The following is a 6,538-nucleotide window of genomic DNA, read 5'->3' as shown; positions in this document are numbered from 1 at the left end:
GATGATCAGGTAGATAGGTCAGGAGTGGAAGTACAGTGATGTATGGAGCGGACTGATACTAATCGATCGAGGACTTAACCAAAATAAAATGAAAAAACTCGGAGAGTTTCTTACTGATACTTCAAATCCAGTTTTGAGTGAACAAGATTTACTCAATATAGATAACACCAAGTGTGGTGGCGATGGCGAGAAGGATACACCTGTAACCATGCCGAACACAGAAGTTAAGCTTCTTAGCGCCGATTGTAGTGAGGGGTTGCCCCTTGTGAGAGTAGGACGCCGCCACGCAAATGAAAACAGTTGAACGAAAGTTCAGCTGTTTTTTGTCTGCTTTTTTGAAATAGTAAAAATTCTTGTCAGTATTCTAGTCAAAAAAATACATGGTCTTGAAAAAAGAAATTTCAAGGTCATGTACTTTATTTAAGTCGATCTAAGCTTTTCTCTAAATAGAAGTGAGTTTCATTTGATCAATAATCCAAAATGTTGTTTATCCGATTATTGCATCTTGACTAAAGAATGGCTTCGATTGCTTCTTTCATTTTTAATGGTGAAGTTTTTGGCGCGAAACGTTCAATTACTTGACCGTCCTTATCAATAAGGAATTTTGTAAAATTCCATTTGATCGCAGATGTCAAAGTACCTGGTGCTTGTTCTTTTAAATAATCAAATAGAGGATCAGCATCTCCGCCATTGATCACCGTTAGTTGGTGCATGGGGAACGTAACGCCATACGTTGTTCGACAGGCTTCGGCAGCATCATTTGCAGAAGCTACTTCTTGCTTGAATTGATTCGATGGAAATCCTAGTACCACTAAACCTTTTTCCTGATATGTCTGATAAAGTTCTTCCAACTGTTCAAATTGTGGCGCCAAACCACATTTTGTTGCAGTATTAACGATGATCATAGGGTGCCCCTTGTATTTGTCCAACGAGTAAGTTGTCCCATTTTCTAATGTGACATTAAAATCATAGATATCCATTCGTTTTTTCCTCCTATTTATTGATGTATAATAAGGGTTTGCTGATGTTGTCCCCTAAACTGAAATACAGGATGAGCGAAAGTCAACGCCTTCGAACATCAGCCAAAATGGAAAACTAAGAGATATTATTTGAGTTTTCTCTTAATGTTCACGCCAATTTGTCTTTCTCATAACTTACCAAAACAAGCCGTAAAAGACAAAGATTTGGCATGTTCTTTTTGTCTTTTACGGCTTATGGCTATGAGATGGAGGTCACTTTCCTCAATCTCCATTATTCTTAAATAAATTTATGGTCTGCTTATACTCCGACGTCTGACCATTCATCACGTTTTGCTAAAAATTCACGCGCTAAAGCTTGTGCGCCTTCTAACGTATGGTTTGCAGCCCAACCACATTGGATCTCGTTACTTGCTGGAACTTCTGTCGCTTGTAGCACATCTTCCATCGTTTTTTCTAAAACATCTAAAATATCGTCGTAATTTTCATGGTTGATGACAGTAAGATAGAAGCCTGTTTGGCATCCCATTGGTGACCAGTCTACAATATAATCTGCATGATTACGGATGTTTTCGGCAGTTAAATGTTCTAAAGAATGCAAACCTGCCATATCCATGTGTTCTTTGTTTGGCTGTTTGAAACGTACATCGTATTTGATGATCAAATCGCCATGCTCTCCTTTTTTACGATCGGCGACACGAACATAAGGGGCTTTTACTTTACGGTGGTCTAAATTAAAACTTTCGACATTCATTTTCATATTGAATTACTCCTAACTATTTGATGATTCTTTTTAGGGGGAATGAAAATCCTCTAAAAAGATTGGGTCGATTTATCTAAATTCTAACACTTATTGCAGGTCAGGTGTAGAAAACTGACTGATTTTTTTCGATTCTTTGTAGATAAAATGGATCAGTGATTTTTCAATTGAGTAAAGGCTTGGTTCAAATCATTTAAAAGATCTTGGGCATACTCGATTCCTACAGATAAACGAATCAATCCGTCTTTGATTCCAGCTTTTTCGCGTTTTTCTTTAGGTACAGAGGCATGAGTCATCACAGAAGGAATTTCCACTAAACTTTCGACACCACCTAAGCTTTCAGCGAGGATAAATAGTTGCAAGGCTTCTACAAAAGGAATGGCATCTGCGTCGTTTTTCAAGGTAAAGGAAACCATTCCGCTATAACCTGACATCTGTTGTTTCGCAATTTCATGATTATTATGAGTTGGTAGACCAGGGTAATAGACTGATTCAACTTCAGGATGGTTCGCTAATAATTCAGCTACAGCATAGGCATTTTTTTGATGTTCTTCCATACGCACACTAAGAGTCTTGATCCCACGTTGCATCAACCAACTATCTTGTGGACCTAATACGCTACCGATCGCATTTTGATAGTAACCGATTTGATCCGCCAACTCTTGGTTGTTTGTCGTAACTAATCCAGCAACGACATCACTATGCCCGCCTAGATATTTTGTGCCACTGTGTAAAACAATATCAGCACCTAATTCTAAAGGCTTTTGGAAGTAAGGTGTAGCAAATGTGTTATCCACGATCGTTAATAAGTCATGATTTTTTGCAATCGCAGCGCCTGCTTTCAAATCAGTGATTTTCAATAGGGGGTTACTTGGCGTTTCTAGGTATAAAGCTTTTGTATTGTCTTGAATCGCTTCTTCAATCTGTGCAAGATTGCTTGTATCGACGATGGTATACTCTAACCCATTTTTTGTAAGAACATTATCAAATAAACGGAAGGTCCCACCATAGACGTCATCGCCTAAGAGAATGTGATCCCCAGATTGGAACAAGGAAAACACTGCATGGATTCCTGCTAGACCTGAGGCAAAGGCAAAGCCACGAACGCCACCTTCTAAGTCTGCGATCAATTCTTCTAAAGCAAAACGTGTTGGATTACCTGAACGTGAATATTCGTATTCTTTTGGTTGTCCAACTGCATTTTGGCGGTAAGTCGATGTTTGATAGATAGGTACGCTAACTGCACCGGTTGTCGGATCTTCACTAATACCACCATGGATCAATTTTGTTTGAATATGCATAATTGTTTCCTCCAATTTCTTCATTGAGTTTATCGTTTCGTCTGTTGCTTACAGATAAATATTTTTTGATAAGTAACGATCGGATGTATCTGGAAATATGGTCAGGATAGACTGTCCGTTCGGTAAACGTTGCGCTTCTTTTAAGGCTGCGGCAAAAGCGGCTCCGCTTGAGCTGCCTACCAATAATCCGTGTTCTTTTGCTAGTTGACGGGTATAAGCAAATCCTTCCGCATCAGAAATAGTTTCAAATTGATCAATTGCTAAATCATTCAGGAAGGGGGGGACAAATTCAACGCCGATGCCTTCAATCTCGTGCCCATGTGAAGGTCCACCATTCAAAATCGATCCTTCTGGCTCAACACCGATCAAGCGAAGTTCAGGTAAACGTTCTTTTAAAAATTTTGCTGTTCCAGCAAATGTACCACCACTTCCAATACCGGCAACAAAGCTATTGATTGAACCTTCCAATTCTTGAAACAATTCGGGCCCCAATGTTTGGTAATAAGTGGCTGGATTGTCTGGGTTTTCAAACTGCAAGGGAACATAACTATTTGGGATCTCAGAGGCTAATTGTTTACTTTTTTCGATGGCACCAACGATTCCTTCTTCTGTAGGAGTGTGTACGATTTTTGCGCCTAGTGCCTGCATGATTTTTTGTTTTTCTATACTAAATTTTTCTGGTACGACAAAAATTGTTTTTAAATTGAATTTCAAAGCTGCCAGACCTAGACCGATCCCTGTGTTACCAGCAGTTGGCTCAATGATCGTTGTTTCTTGATCGATTTTTCCGTTTTCAAGACCGGAAGTCAATAAATACAAACCTAAACGGTCTTTGATGCTACCTCCGGGATTCAAGTATTCCAGTTTTGCATAGATCACGGAATCTTTTGGCATAGGAAAATCTTTCGCTGTAAATTTATAGATGGGCGTGTGCCCGATTGCTTCAGTAATTGATGAGATGATCACGAATCCAAACCTCCAAAAAAGTAAAATAAAAAGGAGCTGACTATTTAATCAGCTCCTCGTAAGATCATAAATTGAAAGACTAAGAAAGAGAACACTTTCACTACAGAAAGAGAACTTTCACTCAACTATGAAGGGCAATTAATAGACATGGCAAACAGTATGCTGTTTTTATACACCATACAACAACAACACTTCAATTGTTTTAAGTAATTGATTGCCATGTTTATCCCTCCAATAATGATTTAATTAAAAATAGCATGAAAAAATAAGAAAGTCAAAGACTATCATTTGAAAAGCAATAATTTCCTAGTTTTATAGACGTTTGTCTGATACAATAAGGGTGATTATGATTAAGAAAAAAAGGAGCAAAAAATAATGATCTCAGCAAGCGATTTAAAAGCCGGAATGACATTTGTCCAAGACGGAAAATTGATCAAAGTAATTGATGCAAGCCATCACAAACCTGGTAAAGGAAATACTGTGATGCGTATGAAACTGAAAGATGTACGTACTGGTGCTACTTACGATACAACATTAAGACCAGATGAAAAATTCGAAAAAGCACACATTGACACAAAGCCAGTTCAATACTTATACACAATGGATGATACAGCATTCTTTATGGATCTAGAAACATACGAACAATATGAGATACCTGTAGAAACTGTAGCAGATGAAATGAAATTTATCTTAGAAAACATGGAAGTAAAAATCCAATTCTTCGGTAGCGAAGTGATTGGTGTCCAATTACCAACTACAGTTGTCTTACGTGTCGTTGAAACGCAACCATCGATCAAAGGTGCGACAGTGACTGGTTCTGGTAAACCTGCAACAATGGAAACAGGTTTAGTAGTCAATGTTCCTGACTTCATTGAAACGGATGAATTATTAGAAATCAATACGGCAGAAGGTTCATACGTAAAACGTGCAAAATAATCGAGTGTAGTCAAAAAAAGCTTTTAAGCATCTTGCTTAAAAGCTTTTTTTACATTGATCAGTCAACTAGCAAACAATGTCTGTAACTTTAAATGGTGGACTTCTAACAGTCTTTGATACAGCTTTGTCTCAAAGTCTCTATAATGACAAAAATCAAGAACTGTATATTTAGAAGAATCAAGACCAGCAGGGATCAATAAGGGGGAACCCAAGATGAAAAAATCATACTCTTCAGTGATGGGAAGTGTGAGTCGCTCGATATCTACAAAGGGGATCTTCTTGCCTAAATTCATGATCTCTGCGGAAATCAGATGCTCAGAGACGTTGACAAACCCAACTTTCAATTTATAGTTTTCATCGATTTCTGAATAATATGGATAAAGTAAACAGGCTTGTAGAAAGGCTAGTTCACTTACACATGATTTCAGCCATGTGTAGTTTTTTCGTTGTGCCACCTTTTTCCAAAATCCTTCGATTTTGATTGTCAAGATACGTAAAAGTGGATATTTATCTTGAATATAAGAAGAGATAAATAGTGTGGTCAAAGGAATTTTTTGTTTGAACATGCTAAAGTTACCGATGGATAGATAGAGATTCAAAAGTAAAGCGGGCTCTTTTTCAAAATGGAATGTACCGATAAATGTCTGACAATGCTCCTGAAATTCCTCTAAAATAGCTTTGATCTCATTACTCGGTTGTTGATAGGAATGGTGAACGATCGGCACACGGATATCTTGATTAGAAGTAAGGAACGGCCAATAATAGAATAAATAAAACAAAGAGTTTACTTCTAAGATATCTAAACGAAGATCCGCAATTTTGAAGAAGTCGTAAAAAAAGTCAATGTTTGTTTTACTGGGAATAAAGGAGTCTCTCGATAATCGATAGATATCCGTAAAATGATCATTTTCGATCCTCAGCAAACAAATCAGACAATGGAGACTGGCTTGTTTTTTTCCTAAGTCGAACTTATTTTTGAGCTGTGGACCTTCGTGCTTATAAATCAATGCGCGAACTTCTTGGCTGTAAGGAATGCTATCGAGACTTTCCCCTAATGAAACAAACCAAAAGAAATTGAAAAAGATGATACGAATCAGCGTTTCAGAACCAGATAAGGTAAGATTCGATAAATTCAAGTTGATATTGTATTCCTTCAGATATTCAGCCAATTTTTTCGTTTGCCGAAAACACGTTGAGCGGCTGATAAAGTGACGATTGCAAAAAGCTGCCAGATCTTCATCTTGTTCAGTCAGAAGACTGATTAATAATTTATAAGGAACACTTTCTGTTGATAGGTAATGTTGGTATTGAGTATATTGAACAAGTTGTTCAGGAATGGATAACTTGTTTTTAGTATGTAACAGTTTAATATCAGTAAATTGTTCTAAATCATCTTGTATAGCACATAGGATTTTTTTGAAACGAGTGGCACTGAAATAGAAATCTAAGTTTTCTCGTACATGATCTAAACTATATTCCCCCGGCAATAAGGTCATCACCTTTCCATACACGCTTAATTTCATTCTTGAATGGTCATCTAATAAAATTTTTTCAATCAATTCTTCACCTTCTTTTTATATTTTTATTATTAATACCGT

General features: G+C 37.3%; 6 protein-coding genes and 1 rRNA gene. 2 read left to right on the top strand and 5 right to left on the bottom strand.

What is annotated here, in order from left to right; translation table 11 throughout:
• Nucleotides 1-172: 172 nt before the first annotated feature.
• A 5S ribosomal RNA gene (gene rrf / locus CUS89_RS04330) occupies nucleotides 173-288 on the top strand.
• 221 nt (nucleotides 289-509) lie between these two features.
• Here the strand turns inward: rrf and CUS89_RS04325 are convergent.
• The 4 genes from CUS89_RS04325 to CUS89_RS04310 all read right to left on the bottom strand — a co-directional run bounded on the left by CUS89_RS04325 (nucleotide 510) and on the right by CUS89_RS04310 (nucleotide 4,004).
• The gene (locus tag CUS89_RS04325) at nucleotides 510-980 is read right to left on the bottom strand and encodes a glutathione peroxidase (RefSeq protein WP_074802092.1); all 471 of its coding nucleotides are present in this window, start codon (nucleotides 978-980) and stop codon (nucleotides 510-512) included.
• 298 nt (nucleotides 981-1,278) lie between these two features.
• Nucleotides 1,279-1,737: an S-ribosylhomocysteine lyase gene (locus CUS89_RS04320; RefSeq protein ID WP_010736339.1), complete on the bottom strand. Its 459-nt coding sequence runs from the start codon at nucleotides 1,735-1,737 to the stop codon at nucleotides 1,279-1,281.
• Nucleotides 1,738-1,889: 152 nt separating this feature from the next.
• Entirely contained in the window at nucleotides 1,890-3,038 is a 1,149-nt protein-coding gene (locus CUS89_RS04315; RefSeq protein ID WP_104871172.1) for a cystathionine gamma-synthase, read from the bottom strand.
• A 48-nt stretch (nucleotides 3,039-3,086) separates the two neighbouring features.
• Complete coding sequence (locus CUS89_RS04310) at nucleotides 3,087-4,004, bottom strand: PLP-dependent cysteine synthase family protein (RefSeq protein ID WP_104871171.1); 918 nt, start codon at nucleotides 4,002-4,004, stop codon at nucleotides 3,087-3,089.
• A gap of 375 nt (nucleotides 4,005-4,379) precedes the next feature.
• Between CUS89_RS04310 and efp the strand changes: the two genes are divergently transcribed.
• Nucleotides 4,380-4,940, top strand: coding sequence for an elongation factor P (gene efp / locus CUS89_RS04305; RefSeq protein ID WP_104775552.1), 561 nt, complete (start codon nucleotides 4,380-4,382; stop codon nucleotides 4,938-4,940).
• 62 nt (nucleotides 4,941-5,002) lie between these two features.
• Here efp and CUS89_RS04300 read toward each other — a convergent pair whose 3' ends face one another.
• The gene (locus tag CUS89_RS04300) at nucleotides 5,003-6,499 is read right to left on the bottom strand and encodes a helix-turn-helix domain-containing protein (RefSeq protein WP_104871170.1); all 1,497 of its coding nucleotides are present in this window, start codon (nucleotides 6,497-6,499) and stop codon (nucleotides 5,003-5,005) included.
• Nucleotides 6,500-6,538 lie beyond the last annotated feature (39 nt).

This window comes from Enterococcus mundtii, from assembly GCF_002947535.1.
Taxonomy (GTDB): domain Bacteria; phylum Bacillota; class Bacilli; order Lactobacillales; family Enterococcaceae; genus Enterococcus_B; species Enterococcus_B mundtii_B.
This window is presented reverse-complemented; position numbering and strand designations above follow the sequence as displayed.